Genomic DNA, 24,210 nt, shown 5'->3' with positions numbered 1-24,210 from the left:
ACCCCTTTAACGCCGATAACACGGCATCAAAGGTTTCTGGCGATTTCCACTCTCGCCCCACAGAAGGTTCTTATGTCCTCCACCAAAGCCCGCGCAGATTCACTTTCGCTTCTGCTGTTTACCTTGCGCAGCGGCAAGCTGATGGCGATCAACCTGCTGAAAGTCAGTGAAATCATCCCCTGCCCGCCGCTGACCAAGCTGCCGGAGTCGCACCCGCACGTCAAAGGCATCGCCTCCCTGCGCGGTGCCTCTTTGTCGGTGATCGACCTCAGCCGCGCGATCGGCGAGCGGCCGCTGGAGGATCCCAACGGTGGCTGCCTGATCGTCACCGATGTCAGCCGTTCCAAGCAGGGTCTGCATGTGCAGGCGGTGAGCAAGATCGTCCATTGCCTGACCACCGACATCAAGCCACCACCTTTCGGCTCCGGCGGCTCGCGCGCCTACATCACCGGCGTGACCTCGGTGGACGGCACGCTGGTGCAGGTGCTGGATATCGAAAAAGTCATCCACAGCATCGCCCCGGCGCAGATCGAAATGGCGCCGACCGACCTGACCATGGAAGACGCTGAAGTGCTCGGCAACGCGCGCATTCTGGTGGTCGATGACAGCCAGGTGGCCCTGCAGCAATCGGTGCACACCCTGCGCAACCTCGGCCTGCAATGCCACACCGCGCGCAGTGCCAAGGAAGCCATCGACTGCCTGCTCGACCTGCAAGGCACCGCGCAGCAGATCAATCTGATCGTCTCCGACATCGAAATGTCGGAAATGGACGGCTACGCCTTCACCCGTACCCTGCGCGAAACCCCGGATTTCGCTCACTTGTACGTCTTGCTGCATACCTCGCTCGACAGCGCGATGAACAGTGAAAAAGCTCGCCTGGCCGGTGCCAACGCGGTGCTGACCAAGTTCTCCTCGCCGGAGCTGACCCAACGTCTGATCGAAGCCGCCAAGCACGTCGCGGCCAACGGGCACTGAGTCTTGGCCGAGACGTTTTGCTTTCTGCTGCGCCGCGACTTGAGTGGACCTCTGCCGGATGCTCAGCGGCCGGACGGGATTGAGCTGTCCGTCTACCGCGAGGAACTGGCGCCGGCAGTGCATCAGTTGATGCAGCTCGGACAGCTGGAAGGTGGCGGTCGAGTGCCGTCACTGGACGATTGGCAGCGGCGCTTTGCCAGCGACCCTGAATACGACCCTGCGTTGTGTTTCATTGCCTGCGATGCCGAGGGCGTGGTGGGCGTGGCGCAGTGCTGGACCAGCACATATATCAAGAATCTGGTGGTGCACCCGCGAATGCAGGGCCGGGGGCTTGGGCGGGCGTTGTTGCTGCATGCCTTCAGCGTCTTTCAACAGCGGCGCGAGGGGTTTGTCGATTTGCGGGTTCTGGAGGACAACCTGCGGGCGCGGCGGTTGTATGAGAGTGTCGGGATGGTTGTGGTTCGGCGCGAGCCTGTGCCCGACTGATCTACCGCTTTCGCGAGCAGGCTCGCTCCCACAGGTGGATTGCATTTCAAACTGTGGGAGCGAGCCTGCTCGCGAAGGGCAGCACTGGCAACTTCCGCTATCCGACAGACTCCAACCTTGGCCATAACCAAGGATGCCCCAACCATGAAAGCCATCACCCTGGCGCTGCTCAGCCTCATCGCCCTCGCCTCCCAGGCCCATGCCTCCAGCCCCGACGCCTGGGCTGCCTATGACAAGACCGTACTCGCCAGCTGCACCAAGGCCAGCGGTCTGAAAAACGTCAAACCGGTCGGCACACCGGCGCAATTCGACGACCGCGTCGGTTACACCGCCGTTCTGCTGCAAGGCCAATACCCGCAAAAACACATGAAAGGCCAGCAAGGCAGCGAGCTGTGCCTGTACAACAAACAGTCGAAAACCGCGTACGTCACCGAGTGGGATTCGATTCGCCCGACCGCCAAACCTCAGTGAATGGCGCACAACTTGCTTCGACCCGGCCCTGTGCGGTGGTTTTCCGCCACCGTTTCACACCCTGATTGAAGACAGATCGCTCAATGAATACGACGTTTTCCTGCGTAGGTTGCGGCAAATGCTGCACCGATCACCATGTCCCGCTGACGCTCGCCGAAGCCCGCATGTGGGCGGCGGATGGCGGTCAGGTGATCGTGCTGGCCGAGGCTTTTCTCGGCAATGGCCTGGGCCTGCCAGCGCAACAGCGCGAACATGCCGAGCGCCGTTCAGCGGTGGTCCGCAGTGGCACTACTGATGCTCACGTGGCGATCACCTTTGCCGCCTACAACGTCGGCCCCTGCCGGAATCTTGACGACGAAAAGCGCTGCCGGATCTACGAGCGTCGCCCGCTGGTGTGCCGGATTTACCCGGCGGAAATCAATCCGCACATCCCGCTCAATCCTGCTGCCAAGGATTGCCCACCGCAGTCCTGGGAACAGGGACCGGAGCTGATCGTGGGCGGCGAGTTGGTTGATCGGGAACTGCTGGAGTTGATTCAGCGTTCGCGTCAGGCGGATCGGGATGAGATCAAACTCAAGGATGCGATCTGCGCAATCCTGGGAATTCGCACCACGGCGCTCAAGGGCGACGGGTTCACCGCGTACTTGCCGAACATGGATGCCTTTGCGGCAGTGATCGACCAAGTGAGCGCGCAACCGCTGGCGGCGCAAACCAGTGAATGGCTGTTTCATTTGTCCGGCGATGACGTGGCCGGGCAAGTGCTGGCTGCGGGCGGGCAAGTGGTGACGGAACCGGCGCAGACTTATGCGTTTATTTCATTGCGCGCGGCTTGATCTGACATTTGTGCTGTAGCGGCTGTCGCATTCGCGAGCAGGCTCGCTCCCACATTGGATCTGCGCCAAACACAAAACCTGTGGGAGCGAGCCTGCTCGCGAAGAGGCCAGCACAAGCACCATCACTTTCCGATGTCAGCGCTTGCCCATCGACCGACGCGTCCCCGGCGGCGCCATGCCCGGGGTTTTGGTGTGGCCATTCTTCGCGCCATTCTTGTACCACGGCTGATTCGAGCCTTTCGCCGAAGCCAGCTCGCCCGGCTTGAACGGGAACTTGAACGCCGGGATCTCGGCCTTGGTTTCGCTGGCATCAGCCACTTCAGCCGGGACGTCGCTCACAGCGTCGTCAACCGGCGGTTGGGTCGGGGAAGTCATAAAAGCTCCGGGAACATAAAGTCGGCCCGATCAGTGAGCCGCAAAGGCGCGCAGTATACCTGTGCGCTGTGGCTCGGCATCTGAAGATTTGCACGGTGCGCTGAATGGTTTCCCCTCACCGTAACCCTCGCCCTGGGGAGGGGACAGACCGAGGTGTTTACTCGAGGTTCGCCGACATGGGATACCGAGTCGAACTCAGGTTCGAAAAGCCCACAAATCGGCTCCCTCTCCTTGGGGAGAGGGCTGGGGTGAGGGGCGAATCCAACACAAGACCATCGCCGCACACTGCTACTCCCCATCTATACAAACGAAACTGACAATCCTGACAGCCAGCCGTCACCCTGCCGACCGCCTGACCGGTCTATAACTGGTCAATCTGCCCAAACTCCAGACTTCGGCGCCGCGCATGTCCATCCAGAAAAACAAAATCCTGCTGGCCACTCTCCTCATTCTGCTCGCAGCCGCCGGCCTGTGGTTCACGCTGAAACCGGCGCCGGCCAAACTGGCTACACCGACTGCCATCCCGGTGCGGGTGGTGACGGTCAGCGCCAAAGACGTGCCGCGCTACACCAGCGGCATCGGCTCGGTGCTCTCGCTGCACAGCGTGGTGGTGCGCCCGCAGATCGACGGCATTCTGACGAAAATTCTGGTCAAGGAAGGCCAACGGGTCAAAGCAGGCGACCTGCTCGCCACCATTGACGACCGCTCGATCCGCGCCAACCTCGACCAGGCCCGGGCGCAGTTGGGCGAGAGTCAGGCGCAGTTGCAGGTAGCGCTGGTCAATCTCAAGCGCTACAAACTGCTCAGCGTCGACGACGGCGTGTCGAAGCAGACCTTCGACCAGCAGCAAGCGCTGGTCAACCAGCTCAAAGCCACGGCACAAGGCAATCAGGCCTCGATCGATGCGGCGCAGGTGCAGCTGTCCTACACGCAGATTCGCTCGCCGGTCACCGGGCGCGTCGGTATTCGTACGGTCGATGAAGGCAACTTCCTGCGCATGACCGACACCCAGGGCCTGTTCACCGTCACGCAGATCGACCCGATCGCCGTCGAGTTCTCCCTGCCGCAGCAGATGCTGCCGACCCTGCAGAGCCTTATCAGCGATCCGCAACGCGCACCGGTCAAGGCGTACATCGGAGCCGATACTGATGGCGAAACCGGCAATCTGCTCGGCGAAGGTCAGCTGACCCTGATCGACAATCAGATCAACGCCAACACCGGCACCATCCGCGCCAAGGCCGAGTTCGCCAATGCCAGCCAGAAGCTCTGGCCGGGTTTGCTGGTGACGGTAAAAATCCAGACGGCTGTGGATAAAGATGCGCTGGTGGTTCCGCCCACCGTCGTACAGCGTGGCCTCGAACAACACTTCGTTTACCGCGTGAAGGACGACAAGGTCGAGGCAGTGCCGGTGCAAATGGTTTATCAGGGCAGCGGTCAGGACATCATCAAAGGCGTCAACGCTGGTGACGTACTGGTGACCGACGGCCAGTCGCGGCTCAAGCCCGGGGCGAGCGTGCAAATCATGAGCGAGCCGCCGCAAGTGGTGCAGGGGGAGCCCAAGCCATGAACTCGCACAAGGGCATCTCGACCTGGTGCATCGATCACCCGGTAGCGACGATTTTGCTGACGTTCGCTCTGGTACTGGTCGGCGTAATTGCCTTTCCGCGTTTGCCGATTGCGCCACTGCCGGAAGCGGAATTTCCTACGATCCAGGTCTCTGCACAGTTGCCCGGCGCCAGCCCCGACACCATGGCTTCCTCGGTGGCGACGCCGCTGGAGGTGCAATTCAGCGCCATCCCCGGCATGACCCAGATGACCTCGAGCAGCGCGCTGGGCTCAACCCTGCTGACCTTGCAGTTCACTCTCGACAAAAGCATCGACACCGCCGCCCAGGAAGTGCAGGCGGCGATCAATACCGCCGCCGGCAAGTTGCCCAAAGACATGCCGACGCTGCCCACATGGAAAAGGTCAACCCGGCCGATAGCCCGGTGCTGATCCTCAGCGTCAGCTCGACGCAAATGCCCGGCACCGAACTCAGCGACCTGGTGGAAACCCTGCTCTCGCGTCAGATCAGCCAGATCGACGGCGTCGGCCAGATCAACATCACCGGTCAGCAACGCCCCGCGATCCGAGTGCAAGCCTCGGCGGACAAACTCGCGGCGATTGGCCTGACGCTGGCCGACATTCGGCTGGCGATTCAGCAGACCAGCCTCAACCTGGCCAAAGGTGCGTTGTACGGCGAATCGAGCATCTCGACGCTGTCGACCAACGACCAGTTGTTCCACCCTGAGGACTACAGCGAGCTCATCGTTTCCTACAAGGATGGCGCCCCGGTTCACCTGCGCGATGTCGCCAAAGTCGTCAACGGTGCGGAAGATGCCTACGTGCAGGCCTGGGCCGGAGATCGACCTGGTGTGAATCTGGTGATTTTCCGCCAGCCCGGCGCCAACATTGTCGAGACCGTTGATCGCATTCAGGCCGCCCTGCCCGGCCTCGAAGCGATGCTGCCGGCCTCGGTGCAGGTGAAAACCCTGATCGACCGCACGCAGACCATTCGCGCCTCGCTGCATGAGGTGGAAATCACTTTGCTGATCGCGATCCTGCTGGTGGTCGCGGTCATGGCGCTGTTCCTGCGCCAGTTGTCGGCGACGCTGATTGTCTCGGCGGTACTCGGTGTCTCGCTGATCGCCAGTTTCGCCCTGATGTACGTCCTCGGCTTCAGCCTGAACAACCTGACGCTGGTGGCGATCGTCGTCGCGGTCGGCTTCGTTGTGGACGATGCGATCGTGGTGGTGGAAAACATTCATCGCCATCTCGAGGCCGGTGACGATATGCGCGAGGCGGCGATCAAGGGAGCCGGCGAGATTAGCTTCACCGTCGTTTCGATCAGTTTCTCGCTGGTGGCGGCGTTTATTCCGCTGTTGTTCATGGGCGGTGTGGTCGGAAGATTGTTCAAGGAATTCGCCTTGACTGCGACATCGACCATCATGATTTCGGTGGTGGTGTCGCTGACGCTGGCGCCAACCCTTGCTGCACTGTACATGCGCAAACCGGTGCATCACGCCAGCGCCAAACCGGGTTTCAGCGAGCGCTTGCTCGGCTGGTACGAAAAAGGCCTGCGCCGCGCCCTCGATCATCAGAAATTGATGATTGGTGTGTTCGGCTTATCTTTGGCGCTGGCTGTTGCCGGTTACATCTTTATTCCCAAGGGTTTCTTTCCGGTGCAGGACACCGGATTTGTCCTCGGCACCACCGAAGCCGCTGCGGATATCTCCTACGGCGACATGGTGAAAAAACACTTGGCGATGGCCGAAATCGTTGCAGCCGATCCGGCGGTGCAGGCGTTCTCGCACTCGGTCGGGGTTTCCGGCAGCAACCAGACCATCGCCAACGGGCGCTTCTGGATCGCCCTGAAAAAACGTGGCGATCGCGATGTCAGCGCCAGCCAGTTCATCGATCGCATCCGCCCGCAACTGATGAAAGTGCCCGGCATCGTCCTTTATTTGCGCGCCGGGCAGGACATCAACCTCAGCTCCGGCCCTAGCCGTGCGCAGTACCAATACGTACTCAAGAGCAACGACGGCGCGACCCTCGCCACCTGGACCCAGCGCCTGACCGAGAAACTGCGCAGCAACCCGGCGTTTCGCGACATTTCCAACGATCTGCAACTGGGCGGCAGCATCACCCACATCAGCATCGATCGCAGCGCAGCGGCGCGTTTCGGCCTGACGGCAAGCGATGTCGACGAGGCGCTGTACGATGCGTTCGGCCAACGGCAGATCAATGAATTCCAGACTCAGGTCAATCAGTACAACGTGATTCTGGAACTGGATACCAAACAACGCGGCAAGGCCGAAAGCCTCAACTATTTTTACCTGCGCTCACCACTCAGTGGGGAAATGGTGCCGCTCTCGGCGCTGGCCCGATTCGACGCGCCGACCATCGGCCCGCTGTCGATTGCCCATGACGGCATGTTCCCCGCCGCCAATATGTCATTCAACCTCGCCCCCGGCGTGGCATTGGGCGATGCGGTGATTCAGCTCAATCAGGCCAAGGCCGAGATCGGCATGCCCACCGCGATCAGCGGCAATTTCCAGGGCGCGGCGCAGGCGTTCCAGAGTTCGCTGGCCAGCCAGCCGTGGCTGATTCTGGCGGCGCTGGTGGCGGTGTACATCATTCTCGGCGTGCTTTATGAAAGCTTCGTGCACCCTCTGACGATCATCTCGACGCTGCCGGCTGCAGGTTTGGGTGCGGTGATCATGCTGTGGATCTGCGGCCAGGACTTTTCGATCATGGCGTTGATCGGTCTGGTGCTGCTGATCGGTATCGTCAAGAAGAACGGCATCCTGATGATCGACTTCGCGCTCGAGGCGCAGCGCCAGCGCGGTCTGCCGCCGCAGGAGGCGATTTTCGAAGCGTGCATCACCCGGTTCCGGCCGATCATCATGACCACCCTCGCCGCCCTGCTCGGTGCGTTGCCGCTGATGCTCGGCTACGGCACCGGCGCCGAATTGCGCCAGCCGTTGGGCATTGCCGTGGTCGGCGGTTTGCTGGTCAGCCAGATGCTGACGCTGTTCACCACGCCGGTCATATACTTATGGCTCGAGCGGCTGTTTCACCGGCACTCACACCCACCAGCCGCAACGCCCGCAACGGCACTGGCGACCACAGACTGAGGCGGTCATGCGCGTTCTGATTATCGAAGACGAAGAAAAAACCGCGGACTATCTGCACCGTGGCCTGACCGAACAGGGCTACACCGTCGACCTTGCCCGCGACGGCGTCGAAGGCCTGCATCTGGCGCTGGAATGCGATTACGCCGTGATCGTCCTCGACGTCATGTTGCCGGGGCTCGATGGCTTCGGCGTACTGCGCGCATTGCGTGCGCGCAAGCAGACCCCGGTGATCATGCTCACCGCCCGCGAGCGCGTCGAAGACCGCATCAAAGGCCTGCGCGACGGCGCCGACGATTACCTCGGCAAACCGTTTTCCTTTCTCGAACTGGTCGCCCGCCTGCAAGCGCTGACCCGGCGCAGCGGCGGCCACGAACCGGTACAAGTGACCATCGCCGACCTGTGGATCGACCTGATCAGCCGCAAGGCCACCCGCGCCGGCACGCGCCTGGATCTGACCGCGAAAGAGTTCTCCCTGCTCAGCGTGCTGGCCCGGCGCCAGGGCGAAATTCTCTCGAAGACCGCCATCGCCGAAATGGTCTGGGACATCAATTTCGACAGTGACGCCAACGTCGTCGAAGTCGCGATCAAACGCCTGCGCGCCAAGCTCGACGGGCCGTTCAACGAAAAGCTGCTGCACACGATCCGAGGCATGGGTTATGTGCTGGAGAGCCGTGGTGTCCAGTAACTCGATTGCCTTGCGCCTCAGCGGCATGTTCACCCTGGTGGCACTGGTCGTGTTTCTATTGATCGGTGGCGCGCTGTATCAACAGGTGGACAAGGGCCTGGGGCTGTTGCCGGAAGCTGAGCTGGATGCGCGGTACAGCGTGCTCGAATCCACCGTCGGGCGTTACGGCACGCCGGAGCATTGGGTAAAGATCAACAACAAGCTCAAACTGCTCGGCGAGGAAGACAAGCGCATCAGTTTCTGGATCAGCAGCGGTGATCCGCGCTACGAATACGGCCATCTCACCCCGCAGATTCGTGCCGCCATCAATGGCCCGTTGGGCATGCACGATCTGCAACTGCCCGATCAACCCTACCCACTGAAAGTGCTGGTCAGTCAGTTCCCCGCCAAGGATCAGCGCCCGCCGTTGCGTTTCATGATCGGCATCGACACCGAGACGCTGCATCAGACCCAGCATCACTTGCTCATCGCCCTGATCAGTCTGGCGATTGTCGGGGTGCTGCTGGCCTCGGCGCTGGGCTATTGGGTGGCGCGCATTGGTCTGAAACCGCTGATCAAGCTGTCGCAGGAAGCCCAGCGTCTGGCACCACCACTGCGCGCCGGGCGCTTGCGTCTGTCGCCGCTGCCGCCGGAACTGGAGCAGTTTGTCGAATCGTTCAACTCAACTCTGGAACGGGTTGAACTGGCCTATTCGCGGCTGGAATCGTTCAACGCCGACGTCGCCCATGAACTGCGTTCGCCGCTGACCAACTTGATCGGCCAGACCCAGGTCGCACTGACTCGCGGGCGCTCCGCCGAACACTATTTCGAAGTGCTGCAATCCAATCTCGAAGAGCTTGAGCGACTGCGCTCGATCATCAACGACATGCTGTTTCTGGCCAGCGCCGATCAAGGCAACAAGGCGACCAAACTGACCTCGACGTCAATGGCTGATGAGGTGGCGACGACACTGGACTATCTGGATTTCATCCTTGAAGACGCGCAGGTTGAAGTGCAGGTCAGCGGCGATGCGCAAGTGCAGATCGAGGTCGCGCATCTGCGTCGGGCGTTGATCAACTTGCTGAGCAACGCTGTGCAGCATACCGAACCGGGCCAGGTGATCGAGGTGCGCATCGAGGTTGAAGAACACCAGGTGAGCATTGGCGTAGCCAATCCCGGGTCGCCGATTGCCAGCGAGCATCTGCCGAGGTTGTTCGAACGGTTTTATCGGGTCGATGCTTCGCGCAGCAACAGCGGCAATAACCACGGCCTGGGGCTGGCGATCGTCAAGGCGATTGCGCTGATGCATGGCGGGGATGTGTTTGTGCGCAGTGATCGGGGCATGAACACCTTTGGCATCCATCTCCCGGTCTGAATGCTCAGCCAAGCCCTGTGGCGAGGGGATTTATCCCCGCTCGGCTGCGCAGCAGTCGCAAATCCTGTGCACAAGCTCTAAGAATCTTTGAGGCTGGAATTCTTGGGGCCGCTTCGCAGCCCAACGGGGATAAATCCCCTCGCCACAGGCCACCATCACGCACAGACCGGGTTGTTACCCGTGCCGATCTTTGCTTTTGCTGTAACAGTCATTTATGAAAATCGCGCTGTTTCCCAACCCCCGGCAACCTTATCTTTGCCCGCACCAAACAGCACTCGCCAAGCGAGAAGGTTTTCAAGATGTCCAACAGTATGGGTATTGCCAGCGCATTCGTTTTGTCCTCATTGATCCTGTCGCCGATGGCGATGGCTGAAGAATCGCAAACATTCGTAGCGCAAAAAGTCGCTCGCGCGCAGGCATTCGATCAGTATCAGGCCGAAGTGATGGCCAAGGCTCAAGACGCCACGCAATCCCCGCAAGCCGCTACTTCCCAGGCTCAAGCGCTCGAGAAAGACAGCTGAGTCTCACCGCGAAAGGTTTCCCTCGACGCGGTTGTTTGGCTCTTCCCGTTCAACCGTCGTCACTCCAGGCCGCTGTTATTCAGCGGCCTTTTTTCGTTGTGGTCTGAAAGCCGTCTGGCGCGTCTGTAACAACAAGAAACATCAAGCCGCTCAAGAAACAGAGCGGCCCGCTGACCCAAGGAGCTCCACCGCACGTGTTTTACCCTGCCTGCCTCACCCCGCTGTTCATTGCAATTGCCGCAACGATTGCTCCCGCCGCCCACGCCGACGAGCCCGCTGAACAAGGTTTCGTCGAAGGCTCAAGCCTCAGCCTCAATGCCCGCAACTACTACATGAATCGCAACCGCTTGCAGAAAGCGGACGACAACATTGAATGGGGGCAAGGTTTTCTCGGGGCTTTCGAATCGGGTTATACCGAAGGCACGGTCGGCTTCGGCGTCGATGCTCATGCCATGCTCGGCTTGAAACTCGATGGCGGAGGCGGTACCGACGGTTCGAGCATCCTGCCGATCAGCGACGGCAACGGCAAAGCGCCGGGCTCGTTTTCAACCGCCGGCGGGACCCTGAAGCTGCGAGCATTCGATACCGAACTGAAGGCCGGTGACCTGTTCCTCACCAACCCGGTGATTGCCGGCGGCGACACGCGGATGCTGCCGCAGACCTTTCGTGGCATCAGCCTGAGTAACCGCAGCTTCGACGGCTGGCTGATCGAAGGTGGCCAGGCCAGTTTCACCAAGCCGTATAACCAGAGCGGTCATACCCGAATCGGCACGTCCTACGGCACGCTGGCCGATGGCGATGACAGCCAACACTTGAACTGGGCCGGAGTGGCCTGGAGCGGCGTTGAAGGCCTGACGAGCAGCCTTTACGCGTCTGAGCTCAAGGACATCTGGAACCAGTACTACTACGACCTCGACTACACCTGGCAACTGAACGATCTGGTCAGCCTCAACCCGGGCCTGCACTTCTATCACACGCAAGACACCGGTGATGCGCTGCTCGGCGATATCGACAACAACACCTGGAGCGCGCATCTCACCGTCGGCATCGGCAGCCACAGCGTCACTGCCGCCTATCAGCGGGTCAACGGCAACACGCCGTTCGACTACATCAGCCAGGGCGACAGCGTTTACCTCGACAACTCGCAGCAGTATTCGGACTTCAACGGCCCGAACGAACGCTCCTGGAAGCTCAAGTACGCTTACGACTTCACTGGCCTCGGCATGCCCGGCCTGACTTCGGCGCTGTCCTACTCGCGCGGCACGGTGGACCTGACCAAAGCCGACCCGAACAGCGCAGGCTATTCCAGCTGGTACAGCGCCGACGGCCATAACGCCAAGCATTGGGAACGCGACATCGATTTGCAGTACGTCGTGCAAAGCGGCCAGGCCAAGGATCTCGCGGTGCGCCTGCAATGGGCCACCAACCGGGGCGGCAACGGCTACGGCGCGATTGATTCGGATACAGATGAATACCGCGTGATCATCGACTACCCGGTCAACGTCTTCTAAGATCGGCGCTGCGTTTTTCAGATCCTGTGATCTACCCTGTGGGAGCGAGCCTGCTCGCGAACGCGGTTGATCCATCAACATTGATGTTGAATGGCACACCGCTTTCGCGAGCAGGCTCGCTCCCACAAGTTTGTCCGGCGTCAGCCCTACTAAGCTTACGAAACCACTCCTACCGACAGCCCATCATGATCACCAGCCGCACGCCTTCCATCACAGGCCTTACCGGTCGCCCCGAGCGCCTGCTGATCCTTGGCAGCCTGCTGACCGTGATTGCGATGGTGTGCATCGTCACATTTCTGCTGATCCGCGAGTACGCCAGTGCGCAGGAAGTCGCCACGCGCCGCGCCACGACCATTGCGCAATTGATCGACGCCGATGTGCTGCGCACCGTCGAGCTGTACGACCTGACGCTGCAAGGCCTGATCGCCGCCGCTCAGCGTGACGACCTGCAGAACGTCTCGCCGCAGATCCGTCATCTGGCCCTGTTCGATCGCTCTGCCACCGCGCGTTTCAAGGGCGACATCCTCCTGCTCGACAAGCATGGCGAGGTGATCGCCGACTCCTCGCGCATCGAAGCGAAACCGGGCAATTTCGCCGACCGCGATTATTTCCTCGCCCATGCGTTCAACCGTGACATGGGCATGTTCATCAGCCGCCCGTTCAAGACCCGTTGCGATTGCGAAGAGGCCGATCAGTGGCGCATCAGCTTCAGCCGGCGCACCTCCGCGCAGACCGGCGAATTCCTCGGCGTAGCGGTGGCGTCGCTGAAACTCGACTACTTCGACGACCTGTTCAAAAGCCTCGACATCGGCACCGACAGCACATTGAACATCATCAACAGCGATGGCGTGCTGCTCGCGCAGAAGCCCTATTTGCAAAGCGATTCGGTCGGCAAGAGTTTCGGCAACCGGCCCAACGTCGTGCGGATTCTCAACGATCGCGATGGCAGCGGCAGTTTCACCAGTACCTCGAGCATGGATAAACAACGCCGGCTCTATACCTACTCGCGGGTCGGCAATCTGCCGTTGACGGTGATGGTCGCGCTGTCCAGCGAGGAGGTGTTCGGCACTTGGCGGCGCACGGCGATTCTGATCAGCGGCGCCACCGGCGTGTTGTGCCTGGGGCTGTTGTGGCTGACCTGGCTGCTCGCCCGGGAACTGCGTTTGCGCCATCGCGCCGAACGCGAACTGGCGCAACTGGCTGCCACCGATGATCTGACCGGCGTTGCCAACCGACGCATGCTCGACCAGACCCTGCGCCACGAATGGTTCCGCGCCCAGCGCTCGGGCCAGCCGCTGTCGGTGATGATGATCGATGCCGACCACTTCAAGGCCTTCAATGATCGCCATGGCCATCAGGCTGGGGATCAGGTGTTGCGTGAACTGGCCAGGGTGATCACCGCGAACGTGCGACGCCCGGCGGATCTGGTCGCACGTTATGGCGGTGAAGAGTTTTCGGTGATTCTCGCCGAGACCGACAGCGCCGGGGCGCAGCAGATCGCCGAGCAGATTCGCCAGGCGGTGGAAAACTTGCCATGGGTTGAAGGCGCTGAGCGGGCGATGACGGTGAGTATCGGCATCGCGACATGGACATCGGCGAGCGAGATGACACTGGAGCAGCTGCTGTTTGCAGCGGACAAGGCGCTGTATCAGGCCAAGGAAGGCGGGCGCAATCGCGTTGTAGTGTCAATTTAAAGTCAAAAGATCGCAGCCTTTTGCAGCTCCTACATCTGGAATGCGTTCCCCTGTAGGAGCTGCCGAAGGCTGCGATCTTTTGCTTTTGAAAGGGCATAAAAAAAGGCCATCCGAGGATGGCCTTCAAAAAACTAGAGAGGTTTTTTACTTACACCGCCGCAACCGGGCGCATGTAAGAGATCGGTGCGGTGCTGGCGTCTTCGAACGTCACCACTTCCCAAGCGTCTGTCTGCTCAATCAATTTGCGCAGCAGCTGGTTGTTCAGTGCATGACCGGACTTGAAGCCTTTGAACTCACCAATCAGGCTGTTGCCCAGCAGGTACAGGTCGCCAATCGCGTCGAGGATCTTGTGTTTGACGAATTCGTCTTCATAACGAAGACCGTCTTCGTTCAACACGCCATCAGCGTCGACCACGATCGCGTTTTCCACGCTGCCGCCGAGTGCGAGGTTGTGCTTGCGCAGGTACTCGATGTCACTCATGAAACCAAAGGTACGGGCGCGGCTGACTTCTTTAACGAACGAAGTGCTGGAAAAATCCACGCTTGCACTCTGGGTGCGGTCCCGGAATACCGGGTGATCGAAATCGATCTCGAAGCTCACCTTGAAGCCTTCGAAAGGGACGAAAGTGGCGCGCTTGTCGCCGTCTTCCACTGTCACTTCACGCAGGATGCGGATGAATTTCTTGGCGGCGTCCTGTTCTTCCAGGCCTGCCGATTGAATCAGGAATACGAAGGGTCCAGCGCTGCCATCCATGATCGGGACTTCGGACGCGGAGAGCTCGACGTAGGCGTTATCGATGCCCAGGCCAGCCATGGCCGAGAGCAAGTGCTCTACCGTGTCCACTTTGACGTCGCCATTGATCAGCGTCGTCGACATAGTGGTTTCACCGACGTTTTCCGCGCGGGCAGGAATCTGCACCACAGGGTCGAGGTCAGCGCGACAAAACACAATGCCAGTGTCGACAGGCGCAGGCTTGAGGGTCAGATAGACCTTCTCGCCGGAATGCAGGCCTACACCTGTGGCACGGATAATATTTTTCAGTGTGCGTTGTTTAATCATGGCTTGGGCCGCTTCAGCGCAAATTGCGAACTGGTATCAACAAAGGCTGGCGATGATAGCAGACCATGCCTTTGCTGAACACCAATCACCTTCATAGCCCTGATACATTCCATCAATCGGCCTGACGACGCAGGAATGCCGGAATGTCCAGGTAATCCAGGTCATCCTGCGGATTCATCTTCGCGGCAGCCGCAGCACCGGCCTGAGCCTGGTTGCGCATGACGGTCGGACGGTCCAGATCACGGTAGTTAACCGCTGGCTGCTCCTGACGGGCCGGAGCCGGTTGTTGCACCTGCGCCGAAGCCATCGAGGTGTGAACGGTGTTGTCGATGACCTTCACAGGCTTCTCGATTTTCGCGCCCAGACCGGTGGCAACTACGGTTACGTGCAGCTCGTCGCGCATGTCCGGATCGATAACGGTACCGACCTTGACCATCGCGTGCTCGGAAGCGAAGGCTTCGATGATCGAACCCACGTCGGAGTACTCACCCAGGGACAGGTCAGGACCGGCGGTGATGTTCACCAGAATGCCGCGCGCGCCTTGCAGGTTGACGTCTTCCAGCAGCGGGTTGCGGATTGCCGCTTCGGTGGCTTCACGTGCACGGTTCGGACCGCTGGCGCAGCCAGTGCCCATCATCGCCATGCCCATTTCGCTCATCACGGTGCGTACGTCGGCGAAGTCGACGTTGATCATGCCCGGACGCTTGATGATGTCGGAGATACCGCGAACGGCACCGGCCAGAACATCGTCAGCCTTGGCGAAAGCCGACAGCAGGCTTGCGTCTTTGCCGAGGATGGTCAGCAGTTTTTCGTTCGGAATGGTGATCAGCGAGTCGACGCTTTCGGAAAGCATGCGAATGCCTTCGTCGGCGATCTGCATACGCTTGCGGCCTTCGAACGGGAACGGACGGGTCACGACCGCAACGGTGAGGATGCCCATTTCCTTGGCCACTTCAGCGATGATCGGCGCTGCACCGGTACCGGTACCGCCGCCCATGCCGGTGGTGATGAACACCATGTTGGTGCCGGCCAGCACTTCAGCGATGCGCTCGCGGTCTTCCAGAGCGGCTTGACGGCCGACCTCAGGATTGGCGCCGGCACCCAGGCCTTTGGTCACGCCGGTGCCCAGTTGCAGGATGGTCCGCGCGCCGATGTTTTTCAGCGCTTGAGCATCGGTGTTGGCGCAGATGAACTCAACGCCTTCGATGTTGCTCTTGACCATGTGATTGACAGCGTTGCCGCCGCCACCGCCGACACCGATAACTTTGATTACCGGGCTTGCGGGGATGTTGTCTACGAGTTCGAACATTTTCCCTCTCCTTACATTCTCTAGTTTTTTCGCCTACTGCTGTTTGTAGCGGTGTTGCGGTAAAGCTTTTAAAAATTGCCCTGAACCCACTTTTTCAGTCGGTCCAGCAGCGGCGCCTGAGGCTCTTCGCTGCTGTAGCTGTCGCGGCTGCCGATGCCGGAGAACGAAACTCCGTCGGACTGCTTCTGCAGGCCGTACATCAACAAACCGACGCCAGTGGAATAAATCGGGTTGCGCACCACGTCATCCAGACCTTTCACGCCATGCGGCACACCGAGGCGCACCGGCATGTGGAAGATTTCTTCGGCCAGTTCAGTGGCGCCTTCCATTTTCGAAGTACCACCGGTGAGCACGATGCCCGCCGGGATCAGGTCTTCGTAGCCGCTGCGACGCAGCTCGGCCTGGATCAGGGTGAACAGTTCGTCGTAACGCGGCTCGACCACTTCGGCCAAGGCCTGACGCGACAGCTCACGCGGTGGACGGTCGCCAACGCTCGGCACCTTGATGGTTTCACCGGCACCGGCCAGTTTGGCCAGGGCGCAGGCGTAACGGATCTTGATCTCTTCGGCGTACTGGGTCGGGGTGCGCAACGCCATGGCGATGTCGTTGGTCACTTGATCACCGGCAATCGGGATCACGGCGGTGTGACGGATCGCGCCTTCGGTGAAGATCGCGATGTCGGTGGTGCCGCCGCCGATGTCGACCAGGCACACGCCCAGTTCTTTCTCGTCGTCGGTCAGCACCGAGTAGGCCGAGGCCAGTTGCTCGAGAATGATATCGTCGATTTCCAGACCGCAGCGGCGTACGCATTTTTCAATGTTCTGTGCAGCGTTGACGGCGCAGGTGACCACGTGAACCTTGGCTTCCAGACGCACGCCGGACATGCCCAGTGGCTCGCGCACGCCTTCCTGGTTATCGATCACGTAATCCTGCGGCAGGGTGTGCAGCACGCGCTGGTCAGCCGGGATCGCCACGGCCTGGGCGGCGTCGAGCACACGCTCAAGGTCAGCCGAGCTGACTTCGCGATCACGGATCGCGACGATGCCGTGGGAGTTCAGGCTGCGGATGTGATTGCCCGCAACGCCGACGAACGCCGAGTGAATGCGGCAGCCGGCCATCAGTTGGGCTTCTTCGATCGCGCGCTGGATCGACTGCACGGTGGATTCGATGTTGACCACCACGCCCTTCTTCAAGCCGCGGGACGGATGCGTGCCGATCCCGACGATTTCCAGCTGGCCGTCGTCCGCGACCTCGCCTACCAGCGCCACCACTTTGGAGGTGCCGATATCCAGACCGACGATCATTTTGCCGCTTTGCACGTTTGCCATGGGTCCTGCCTCTTCTTAATTCTTTGCGACAGCGGGTTGGGCTGTCGTCGGCGCTACGGGTTCCCGCCAGCCAACAGCGAGGCCGTTGGCGTAGCGCAGATCGATGCGCGCAATGTTCGTAATCTGCTCTTTCAGCGTCTTGTCATAGATGGCGATAAAGCGGCGCATCTTTTCCACCAGGTTGCCGCGTCCCAGCAGCAACTCGATGCCGGGGCCGGAACTGCCGGCACCGGTGGTCAGGAACCAGCTGCCGCGTTCACGCAATTCCAGGCGTGCAATCGAAAAACCCAGCGGGCGCAGCATCTGGCTCAGCACCTGATACTGCTGCATCACCTGCTGCTGAGCCCGTTGTGGGCCGAACAGCTGCGGCAGGTGTTCGTAGTTCGCCAGTTCCTTGGGCGTGAACGCCTGGCCCTGGTTGTTGAGCAACGACTCGTCGCCCCAACGCGCCACCGGCAATTGCTCTTCCAGGCGGATCACTACCTGATCCGGCCACACCCGACGCACTTCGGCGTGGGCGATCCACGGCATCTGCTCGAGCTCGGTACGCATACCGGCGAGGTCGATGGTGAAGAAGCTCGACGCCACGAACGGCGCGATCCGCTGCTGCACCGCCTGCTGGCTGATGTAGCTCAAGTCGCCCTGCACCGCGATCTTGCTGATCGGCCGGTCGGCGTACGGCAGCAAACGCTGCGCGCCTTCGTAGGTACCAAAGCCCAGCGCCACCAGCAGCACCGGCCAGAACAGACTTTTCAGAAAGCTGAAATTGGCTTTCGGCAGGCGCGCGGACATCGGCTCTTTCGCCACCATTCGGCTGGCACCCCGCGGCACCGGCTTGCGGCCGGGTGCGGGTGGCTGATGTCTGAGATGAGCGCCTTGCATGGTCTTAACCTCGCGCCTCTGTTGCGCCTGCGTCTTCAACGCTGGCGGCCAGAATGGCCAGAACCAGCTGCTGGAAATCCAGACCGGCAGCCCGCGCCGCCATCGGCACCAGGCTGTGATCGGTCATGCCCGGTGCGGTATTGACTTCGAGGAACCAGAACTGCCCATCGGCGTCCTGCATCACGTCCGCCCGGCCCCAACCGGCGATACCCAGCGCCTCACAGGCCTTGGCCGTGAGTTCCATGAGTTCCTGTTCCTTGGCCGCGTCCAGCCCGCACGGAATGCGGTACTGGGTATCGTTGGCGATGTACTTGGCGTCGTAGTCGTAAAATGTGTGCGGTGTACCCAGGGCGATTGGAGGCAACACCTGGTCACGCAGGGTGGCGATGGTGAACTCCGGACCTTGAATCCATTGCTCGACCAAGACTTGCGAATCGTAGGTACTGGCCGCTTTCCATGCGTCGATCAACTCGGACGCAGAATTCACTTTGGCCATCCCGATACTTGAACCTTCATGCGCCGGTTTGACGATCAAAGGCAGGCCCAGTTCCGTCGCTGCGGAAATACAATCGGCTTCGCTGCACAGCACGGCGTGACGCGGCGTCGGAATCCCGAGGCTGTGCCAGACCTGCTTGGTGCGCAGTTTGTCCATCGCCAGTGCGGAAGCAAGAATGCCGCTGCCGGTGTACGGGATGCCCGCGCACTCGAGCAGGCCCTGCATGCTGCCGTCTTCACCGCCGCGACCGTGGAGAATGATGAACGCACGGTCGATCTTTTCGCTGAGCAGACGCTGCAGGAAGTCTTCACCGACATCGATGCCGAACGCATCGACGCCAGCGCTTTGCAGCGCCTCGAGCACGGCGTTGCCAGATTTCAGCGAAACCTCACGCTCGGCACTCAGGCCGCCGAAGAGCACGGCGACGCGGCCGAAGTCTTTCGGCGCGATGGTGGAGAACAGCTTGGCGTAGGCAGCAGTCATTTCAACTTCCCTCGACCGGCGCCGCCACGGCGCCGGCGAACAATTCACTTTTCAACAGCTTCGGCGCGAGACCGCCGATATCACCAGCGCCCTGGCACAGCAGAATGTCGCCGGCGCGCAGCAGCGGCTTGACCAGCGGCGCCAGGTCAACGCCCCGCTCGATGTAGATCGGGTCGAGCTGACCGCGCTGGCGGATGCTGTTGCACAGCTTGCGGCTGTCGGCGCCCGGGATCGGCTCTTCGCCGGCCGGATAGACTTCCATCAGCAGCAGCACGTTGGCGTCGGCCAGTACATTGACGAAGTCGTCGTACAGATCACGGGTGCGGCTGTAGCGGTGCGGCTGGTAGACCATCACCAGACGACGCTCCGGCCAGCCACCGCGCACGGCTTTGATCACCGCAGCGACTTCGGTCGGGTGGTGACCGTAGTCGTCGACCAGCATCACGTTGCCGCCGTCCACCGGCAGTTCACCGTAGACCTGGAAGCGTCGGCCAACACCCTGGAAGCCCGACAGGCCCTGAACGATGGCTTCATCGCTGACGCCTTCGTCGGTGGCGATGCAGATGGTCGCCAGCGAGTTGAGCACGTTGTGGTTGCCGGGCATGTTCACCGACACGTCCAGCGGCTCGCGATCCGGGCGCAGCACGGTAAAGAAGGTCTGCATGCCCTGCTGGCGCACATTGATTGCGCGTACGTCGGCGTCTTCGCTGAAGCCGTAGGTCACGGTCGGACGCTTGACCAGCGGCAGGATTTCACGCACCACCGGATCGTCCAGGCACATCACCGCCAGCCCGTAGAACGGCAGGTTGTGCAGGAACTCGACGAAGGTTTTCTTCAGTTTGTTGAAGTCACCGTCGTAGGTCGCCATGTGGTCGGCGTCGATGTTGGTGACCACGGCCACCAGCGGCTGCAGATGCAGGAAGCTCGCATCGCTTTCGTCGGCTTCGGCAATCAGGTAACGGCTGGTGCCGAGCTGGGCATTGGTGCCCGCTGCATTGAGGCGACCACCGATCACGAATGTCGGGTCCAGACCACCGGCCGCGAACACCGAAGCGATCAGGCTGGTGGTGGTGGTTTTGCCGTGGGTACCGGCGACGGCGATGCCGTGGCGATAGCGCATCAGCTCGGCGAGCATTTCTGCGCGCGGCACCACTGGAATGCGGCGCTCAAGGGCAGTCGCCACTTCCGGGTTGGACGTGTTTACCGCGCTCGACACCACCAGCACGTCGGCGGTAGCGGCGTTCTCGGCACGGTGACCGATGAAGATCTGCGCGCCGAAGGTTTCCAGGCGCTCGGTGACCGGCGAGGCTTTCAGGTCGGAACCGGAGACTTGATAGCCCAGGTTCAACAACACTTCAGCGATACCGCACATGCCCACGCCGCCGATGCCGACGAAGTGGATGCGACGGATGCGGCGCATTTCCGGTTGTGGCATGGCTTTCTGATTCTCAACCATGGGCCACCTCCAGACAGGTATCGACCACGCTACGGGTGGCATCGGGTTTGGCCAGTCGGCGGGCCGCTTGGGCCATTGCTTCGAGTCGTTGCGGTTGCATCAAGACCTCTGTCAGGCGCGCGGCAAGATCCGCGGCACCAGTCGTTCTTTGCGGCATCAGGAAGGCAGCGCCTTCGCGGGCCAAATAATCGGCGTTGCGGGTCTGGTGATCGTCGATCGCGTGGGGCAAGGGCACCAGCATCGAGGGCAGACCGGCGGCCGCCAGCTCACTGATGGTCAACGCGCCAGCGCGGCACACCACCAGGTCAGCCCAGCCATAGGCCTGGGCCATGTCTTTGATGAACGGCTGCACCTGCGCCTCCACGCCCACGGCGCGGTAACGCTCGGCAGTCACTTCATCGTGGTTTTTACCGGCCTGATGAAACACTTCCGGGCGCAGGTCGGCAGCGACTTGGGCCAGGGCTTCAGGCAGCAATTTGTTCAACGGTTCTGCGCCCAGGCTGCCGCCAAGGATCAGCAAACGCGCTTTGCGCCCGGTCAGCGCCGGTCGCGATGTGTCGAGGAACAGCTCGCTGCGCACCGGATTACCGGTGGTACGGCGGCTGTCCGACAGAGTAAAGGTGTCGGGGAACGCTTCACACACTCGGGCGGCGAACGGCACCAGCAACCGATTGGCGGTGCCGGCGACAGCGTTCTGCTCGTGAACGATCACTGGCACGCCGGCCAGTTTTGCGGCAAGACCGCCGGGGCCGGTCACATAACCGCCGAAGCCAACCACGCACACCGGTTTCAGGCGGCGCATGATCGCCCGCGCCTGCCACACCGATTTCAGCAGCATCAGCGGCGCCTTGAGCAGCGACAGCTTGCCCTTGCCGCGCAGACCGCTGGCGTTGATCCGGTGCAGTTCAAGCCCTGCCGCCGGGACCAGTTCGTTTTCGATCCCCCGTGGCGTGCCGAGCCAGTGCACGGTGTAGCCGCGCGCCTGAAACTCGCGGGCACAGGCCAGCGCCGGGAACACGTGGCCGCCGGTACCGCCGGCCATGATCAATACGTTAGCGCCCATGAGTCGGCTCCTCGGCGAAGTCGCTCTCCTGGAATTCCATCTCTTCGCTGCCCAGGTGGGTCCGACTCTCCCACTCGATGCGCAGCAACAGGCCCAGACAGGCGCAGCAGATCACCAGCGAGCTGCCGCCGTAACTGAGGAAGGGCAAAGTCAGACCTTTGGTTGGCAGCAGGCCGACGTTCACACCGATGTTGATCAGGAACTGACCAATCCACAGGAACGACAAGCCGTAAGCCACGTAAGCGGCGAAGAACTGCTTGGCCTTCTCCGCCCACAGGCCGATGTACATGCCGCGAATACACACGAACACGAACAGCGCGACGGTGCACAACGAACCGACCGCACCGAGCTCTTCGGCGAGTACCGAGAACACGAAGTCGGTATGCGCTTCCGGCAGGTAGAACTGCTTCTGCACGCTGTTGCCCAGGCCGACGCCCAGCCACTCGCCGCGACCGAAAGCGATCAAGGCCTGCGACAACTGATAGCCGGCACCGAACTGGTCGGCCCACGGGTCGGCGAAGTTGGTCAGACGCGCCATTCGATACGGCTGCATCTGGATCAGCAAAACCACCGCGCCAACCGCCAGCACTACCATCAGCGAGAAGCGGAACAGTCCGACCCCGCCAAGAAACAGCATCGCCGCCGCCGCGCCCATCATGACTACGGTGGCACCGAAGTCCGGTTCCATCAGCAACAGACCCGCCATCGGCAGCAGCACGATGAACGGCTTGAAGAAGCCCATCCAGCTCTCGCGCACTTCTTTCTGCCGGCGCACCAGATAACCGGCGAGGTAGATCACCACGAACACCTTGGCGATTTCCGACGGCTGCACGTTGAAGAAGCTGAAACCGATCCAGCGCATCGAACCGTTCACTTCGCGGCCGATGCCGGGGATGATCACCATCACCAACAGGCCGAACGCACCGATCAGCATCATCCAGCCGAGGCGCTGCCAAGTGGCGATCGGGATCATCATGGTGACAATGCACGCACCCAGGCCCAGCACCACATAGATAAGGTGGCGAATCATGTAATACAGCGGACTGCCCGACTGCGCCGCCGCCACTTCGGTGGACGCCGAAGCGATCATGATCAGGCCGAGACCGAGCAGCGCCAGGCAACCGGCGAGCATCGGGAAGTCGAGGTCGATGCCACGCCCGGTGATCAGCGGCGACGGGTACGGCTTGATGATGTTTCTCAGGTTCATGCCAGTTCCTCCACAGCGCGGACGAACTGGTGACCACGGTCTTCGTAATTCTTGAACATGTCGAAACTGGCGCAGGCCGGAGACAGCAGCACCACGTCACCCGGCTGGGCAGCTGCGCGGCATTGCGCGACGGCGTCGACCAGCGAGGTCGCGCGGATCAGCGGCACGGCATCGCCAATGGCTGCGCCGATCTTGTCGGAGTCGCGGCCCATCAGGACCACAGCGCGGCAGTTGGCCGCCACCGGATCGCGCAGATCGTTGAATTCGGCGCCTTTGCCGTCACCGCCGGCGATCAGAATGACCTTGCCGTCAATGTCCGCACCGAGGCCTTCGATCGCGGCCAGAGCGGCGCCAACGTTGGTGGCTTTGGAGTCGTTGTAATAAGCCACGCCGTCGAGATCGCGCACCCACTGGCAGCGGTGTTCGAGCCCGGCAAACGTGCGCAGCGCCGCGAGCATGGCGTCGAACGGCAGACCCACAGCGTGCCCCAGTGCCAATGCGGCGAGAGCGTTGGACTGGTTATGCGCACCGCGAATCTTCAGATCACGCACCGGCATCAGGTTCTGGAATTCGAAGGCGAGGTACTTCTCGCCGTCTTCTTCGCGAATGCCGAACGCTTTGAAATCCGGTTTGCTCAGGCCAAAGGTCCAGCATGGCTGGCCTTCGCCGATCAATGGACGGCTCAGGGCGTCCTGACGGTTGACCACAAACTGCTTCGCGCCCCGGAAGATCCGGTGCTTGGCCAGGTGATAGGCCGGCAGACCGCTGTAGCGATCCATGTGGTCTTCGCTGATGTTCAGTACGGTGGCGACTTCGGCGTTGAGCTGGTCGGTGGTTTCCAGCTGGAAACTCGACAACTCCATGACGTACAGCTCGACGTCATCGCTGAGCAGGTCCAGCGCCGGGGTGCCGAGGTTGCCGCCAACGGCGACGCGCTTGCCGGCCGCAGCCGCCATCTCACCGACCAGCGTGGTCACGGTGCTTTTCGCGTTGGAGCCGGTGATCGCGACGATCGGCGCCCGCGCGTAACGCGCGAACAACTCGATGTCGCCAGACATTTTCACGCCACGGGCAGCGGCGGCTTGCAGGGCCGGAGTCGCCAGCGCCAGGCCGGGGCTTACGTAGAGCTCGTCGGCACGGCAGAGGAATTCGACGTCCAGCTCGCCACAACGCACTTCCACGTGCGGATAGTCACGCTTGAGCGTGGCCAGTTCCGGTGGATTTTCCCGCGTGTCGGCCACAGCAAACGACGTGCCCCGATTCGCCAGGAAGCGAACCAGGGACATGCCGCTCTTGCCGAGGCCGACAACGATGCGGAAGTGGTCAGAAGCGATCAGAGACACTC

The 24,210-nt window shown here is 61.3% G+C and carries 20 protein-coding genes and 1 pseudogene; 11 read left to right on the top strand and 10 right to left on the bottom strand.

Going from position 1 to position 24,210, the window contains the following annotated elements:
• The first annotated feature begins 72 nt into the window (after positions 1 to 72).
• From ACZZ0K_RS02350 to ACZZ0K_RS02335, 4 genes are all read left to right on the top strand, one after another.
• Positions 73 to 975 (top strand): chemotaxis protein CheV, encoded by a 903-nt coding sequence (locus ACZZ0K_RS02350; protein WP_016773296.1) that lies wholly within the window; start codon positions 73 to 75, stop codon positions 973 to 975.
• 3 nt (positions 976 to 978) lie between these two features.
• On the top strand, positions 979 to 1,461 hold the full coding sequence (locus tag ACZZ0K_RS02345) for a GNAT family N-acetyltransferase (protein ID WP_258707174.1): 483 nt from the start codon (positions 979 to 981) through the stop codon (positions 1,459 to 1,461).
• A 144-nt stretch (positions 1,462 to 1,605) separates the two neighbouring features.
• On the top strand, positions 1,606 to 1,932 hold the full coding sequence (locus ACZZ0K_RS02340; RefSeq protein ID WP_056790191.1) for a hypothetical protein: 327 nt from the start codon (positions 1,606 to 1,608) through the stop codon (positions 1,930 to 1,932).
• 83 nt (positions 1,933 to 2,015) lie between these two features.
• Positions 2,016 to 2,765, top strand: coding sequence for a YkgJ family cysteine cluster protein (locus ACZZ0K_RS02335; protein ID WP_056790195.1), 750 nt, complete (start codon positions 2,016 to 2,018; stop codon positions 2,763 to 2,765).
• 135 nt (positions 2,766 to 2,900) lie between these two features.
• On the opposite strand, the gene ACZZ0K_RS02330 is transcribed toward ACZZ0K_RS02335, so the two are convergent.
• Positions 2,901 to 3,140 carry a hypothetical protein gene (locus ACZZ0K_RS02330; protein ID WP_016773292.1) on the bottom strand — a complete coding sequence of 80 codons (240 nt, stop codon included), beginning with the start codon at positions 3,138 to 3,140 and terminating at the stop codon, positions 2,901 to 2,903.
• 406 nt (positions 3,141 to 3,546) lie between these two features.
• On the opposite strand from ACZZ0K_RS02330, the gene ACZZ0K_RS02325 reads away from it, so the two are divergent.
• The 7 genes and pseudogenes from ACZZ0K_RS02325 to ACZZ0K_RS02295 all read left to right on the top strand — a co-directional run bounded on the left by ACZZ0K_RS02325 (position 3,547) and on the right by ACZZ0K_RS02295 (position 13,581).
• A complete protein-coding gene (locus ACZZ0K_RS02325; protein ID WP_258707176.1) occupies positions 3,547 to 4,707 on the top strand; it encodes an efflux RND transporter periplasmic adaptor subunit in 1,161 nt (386 codons plus the stop codon).
• Positions 4,704 to 7,816, top strand: a pseudogene (locus ACZZ0K_RS02320) (multidrug efflux RND transporter permease subunit). Before ACZZ0K_RS02325 ends, ACZZ0K_RS02320 begins: the two are co-directional and overlap by 4 nt.
• A gap of 7 nt (positions 7,817 to 7,823) precedes the next feature.
• Positions 7,824 to 8,501 (top strand): heavy metal response regulator transcription factor, encoded by a 678-nt coding sequence (locus tag ACZZ0K_RS02315; RefSeq protein WP_016773287.1) that lies wholly within the window; start codon positions 7,824 to 7,826, stop codon positions 8,499 to 8,501.
• Complete coding sequence (locus ACZZ0K_RS02310; RefSeq protein WP_258707178.1) at positions 8,491 to 9,855, top strand: heavy metal sensor histidine kinase; 1,365 nt, start codon at positions 8,491 to 8,493, stop codon at positions 9,853 to 9,855. Before ACZZ0K_RS02315 ends, ACZZ0K_RS02310 begins: the two co-directional genes overlap by 11 nt.
• A gap of 299 nt (positions 9,856 to 10,154) precedes the next feature.
• Positions 10,155 to 10,376 (top strand): hypothetical protein, encoded by a 222-nt coding sequence (locus ACZZ0K_RS02305; protein WP_258707179.1) that lies wholly within the window; start codon positions 10,155 to 10,157, stop codon positions 10,374 to 10,376.
• A 194-nt stretch (positions 10,377 to 10,570) separates the two neighbouring features.
• Positions 10,571 to 11,887, top strand: coding sequence for an OprD family porin (locus tag ACZZ0K_RS02300; RefSeq protein WP_258707180.1), 1,317 nt, complete (start codon positions 10,571 to 10,573; stop codon positions 11,885 to 11,887).
• Between the two features lie 185 nt (positions 11,888 to 12,072).
• A complete protein-coding gene (locus ACZZ0K_RS02295) occupies positions 12,073 to 13,581 on the top strand; it encodes a sensor domain-containing diguanylate cyclase (protein WP_463558942.1) in 1,509 nt (502 codons plus the stop codon).
• A 148-nt stretch (positions 13,582 to 13,729) separates the two neighbouring features.
• Here the strand turns inward: ACZZ0K_RS02295 and lpxC are convergent, their stop codons facing one another.
• The 9 genes from lpxC to murD form a co-directional block, all read right to left on the bottom strand.
• Complete coding sequence (lpxC, locus tag ACZZ0K_RS02290; protein ID WP_007916984.1) at positions 13,730 to 14,641, bottom strand: UDP-3-O-acyl-N-acetylglucosamine deacetylase; 912 nt, start codon at positions 14,639 to 14,641, stop codon at positions 13,730 to 13,732.
• 112 nt (positions 14,642 to 14,753) lie between these two features.
• Positions 14,754 to 15,950, bottom strand: a complete 1,197-nt coding sequence (gene ftsZ / locus ACZZ0K_RS02285) for a cell division protein FtsZ (protein ID WP_016773283.1) — start codon at positions 15,948 to 15,950, stop codon at positions 14,754 to 14,756.
• 68 nt (positions 15,951 to 16,018) lie between these two features.
• A complete protein-coding gene (ftsA, locus tag ACZZ0K_RS02280) occupies positions 16,019 to 17,278 on the bottom strand; it encodes a cell division protein FtsA (protein WP_016773282.1) in 1,260 nt (419 codons plus the stop codon).
• A 15-nt stretch (positions 17,279 to 17,293) separates the two neighbouring features.
• Positions 17,294 to 18,160, bottom strand: a complete 867-nt coding sequence (locus tag ACZZ0K_RS02275) for a cell division protein FtsQ/DivIB (protein ID WP_039761388.1) — start codon at positions 18,158 to 18,160, stop codon at positions 17,294 to 17,296.
• 4 nt (positions 18,161 to 18,164) lie between these two features.
• Entirely contained in the window at positions 18,165 to 19,139 is a 975-nt protein-coding gene (locus ACZZ0K_RS02270) for a D-alanine--D-alanine ligase (protein ID WP_016773280.1), read from the bottom strand.
• 1 nt (position 19,140) lies between these two features.
• Positions 19,141 to 20,595, bottom strand: coding sequence for a UDP-N-acetylmuramate--L-alanine ligase (gene murC / locus ACZZ0K_RS02265; RefSeq protein ID WP_463558941.1), 1,455 nt, complete (start codon positions 20,593 to 20,595; stop codon positions 19,141 to 19,143).
• Positions 20,588 to 21,658 carry an undecaprenyldiphospho-muramoylpentapeptide beta-N-acetylglucosaminyltransferase gene (murG, locus tag ACZZ0K_RS02260; RefSeq protein ID WP_236168914.1) on the bottom strand — a complete coding sequence of 357 codons (1,071 nt, stop codon included), beginning with the start codon at positions 21,656 to 21,658 and terminating at the stop codon, positions 20,588 to 20,590. Before murG ends, murC begins: the two co-directional genes overlap by 8 nt.
• Positions 21,648 to 22,865 (bottom strand): putative lipid II flippase FtsW, encoded by a 1,218-nt coding sequence (gene ftsW / locus ACZZ0K_RS02255; protein WP_016773276.1) that lies wholly within the window; start codon positions 22,863 to 22,865, stop codon positions 21,648 to 21,650. Before ftsW ends, murG begins: the two co-directional genes overlap by 11 nt.
• A complete protein-coding gene (gene murD / locus ACZZ0K_RS02250; RefSeq protein ID WP_258707182.1) occupies positions 22,862 to 24,208 on the bottom strand; it encodes a UDP-N-acetylmuramoyl-L-alanine--D-glutamate ligase in 1,347 nt (448 codons plus the stop codon). Before murD ends, ftsW begins: the two co-directional genes overlap by 4 nt.
• Between the last annotated feature and the right edge of the window lie 2 nt (positions 24,209 to 24,210).

Source organism: Pseudomonas sp. AC255 (assembly GCF_979258175.1).
Note: the sequence above shows the minus strand (reverse complement) of the source record. Positions and strands in the feature narration are given on the sequence as shown.